This window comes from Bacillus sp. JJ783 (genome assembly GCF_036963225.1).
In the GTDB taxonomy this organism is placed as follows: Bacteria; Bacillota; Bacilli; order Bacillales; family Bacillaceae_G; genus Bacillus_A; species Bacillus_A cereus_U.
On record NZ_JBALMG010000229.1, the window covers coordinates 1899 to 3900 of the forward strand.

Genomic DNA, 2002 nt, shown 5'->3' on the forward strand with positions numbered 1-2002 from the left:
AGTGGTAGATAATTATTTCCATTGTATGAGGATATTGCTGTACAGTCTTGTTTTAAAGCTTCTATACCACCTTTCGCTTCAAAAAGTTCAGTAATTTTGCTGCCAATTTGTGTATTATCATCATGCATATCTGTTGTTTCTAAAACTTCACTCAGTACAGAAATAAGATTTTCACTTATGGAACGATGCTGCTCTCTCAAAAGGGAAAGTTCCTCTTTTCCTTTCTTATGAATGATTCCCATCCTTTTTAAAAACATTTCTACAAGGTTATCCCTAGTTGTAATTTGTGACCGATAAATAGTTGATAACAACAGCATATATCTTTTGGGAGGAGCGAAGTCCTTTATTTCTGAAGCATCTAAAGAATTCGCTTCAGCAGCAAAGTGCTTCAATTTAGAATTTGGAATGTCTTCTAATAAATCATGAATGTTTGGAAGGAAAGACATAATAAATGAAAGTCTGTTTTGTAAATCTTTCATATGAGTAATAGAAGGGCTTTTGGGAACTTCTTTAAAATAATTATAACCAGAATGTTGAGTTTCTTTTGACGTATGAAGTAATTGATCGAGTTTATCTTTTTCTATATTAGACAAACGAGCGAGAATTGTATTACAAAGACGATTATTAACCAGCGTTCTCACTCGACGTGCAAGCCGATCTAGTGTACTGAATGCTGGTAATTCATAACGTTCCTTAATTAATTCTTCAATAGAAACATTAATAAGGTCAGCGGGGTTATCCATCACTTGAGATGCTTTATATATTGCATTAGTAGCAATATGTAAAGCATCCTTCCCAAAGGGCAATACTTGCAAATGCTCACGAATTGCTTTCTGGTGTCGATATATGGACTTTGTTCGGAAGTTTGGTTCGGTTTCATTTGATATACGCAAACTCGAACGGATGTGATGAATTATCACAGATGGAATATCTTTTGGACGTGGAAAATAACCTAGTCGTTGGAAAGACTTTAGCATAACTAAAAGGCTAAAGACCGGAATAGTTCCACGTGCTACTCTATGGGCAAATTGGTTCTCCTCATATGTGACGGTATAAATCTCTTTCAGTTCTTTTCGAGTTAAGTTTTGTTTAAACCTTGGATAGGCTGTACGTTCAATTGAGGTCAATGTAATTCCTCCTACTATACTAAAATCAAAACTATATGTATTTTACTGTTGCATCTTACGGTACAAAGTCATTCTCGAGATACCAGCTTTCTCGGCGGCATCTGTACGGCTCATACCTTGATTAATAAGATATAAAGCGTAATCTACCTTTTCCTCATCGGTTTTTGGTCTTCCAGGATGTTTCCCTCGTTTCCTTGCAGCCTCAATCCCTTCCTTTGTCCGTTCAGAAGTTAAATCTCGTTCAAATTGAGCAATACCAGCGAAAATAGTAAACAACATTTTTCCATGTGCTGTTGTTGTATCAAGCCATGATTCCTTTAGACTTTTCAAGTGTGCTCCTTTTTGAGAAATTTGTTCCGTAATTTCAATGAGATCTTTTGTAGAACGTGATAATCGAGTTAAATCGGTTACAACGACTGTATCTTCTGGACGAAGAAATTCCAGCATACTATTTAATTCCGGCCGGTTTCGTTTTGTACCGGTTATTTTTTCGAAGAAAATACGGTCGCATCCAAATTCTTCAAGCTGTTTCTTTTGACGATCTAAATTTTGATCTAATGTAGAAACACGCATATAACCAAACTTCATATTTATCATCCCCTTCACCGACTATTGTACCAAAAACGATTAAATGGGGATATTGTTACAAATAATATTGTTACATATTTTTGTTACACTCAGTATGCAAGTTAATTAGACTAAAAGTTTATTAATAATGACCGTAACAAAAATGGTCGTTTTTGTTACACGGGAGCCGTACCTCTTATTTCTTTTGATTGTCATATCTATTGTTATCTCTTTTTAATAGGAAAATATGATGTTTTTAATAAACTTTCATAAAACTACTTGTTTGTTCAAAAGAAATAAGAGATAAT

The 2002-nt window shown here is 34.5% G+C and carries 2 protein-coding genes; both read right to left on the reverse strand.

From position 1 onward, the window contains the following. Nucleotides 1–1127 (reverse strand): DUF4158 domain-containing protein (locus V7038_RS28810; protein WP_335696040.1); only part of this gene is annotated, 1127 nt, incomplete at its 3' end. A 42-nt stretch (nucleotides 1128–1169) separates the two neighbouring features. Beyond that, nucleotides 1170–1715 (reverse strand): recombinase family protein, encoded by a 546-nt coding sequence (locus tag V7038_RS28815; RefSeq protein ID WP_000668450.1) that lies wholly within the window; start codon nucleotides 1713–1715, stop codon nucleotides 1170–1172. Nucleotides 1716–2002: the final 287 nt, after the last annotated feature.

Excerpts from the sequence above, each read along its gene's own strand:
- V7038_RS28815 (WP_000668450.1), bottom strand. The coding sequence starts at position 1,715 with ATGAAGTTTGGTTATATGCGTGTTTCTACATTAGATCAAAATTTAGAT.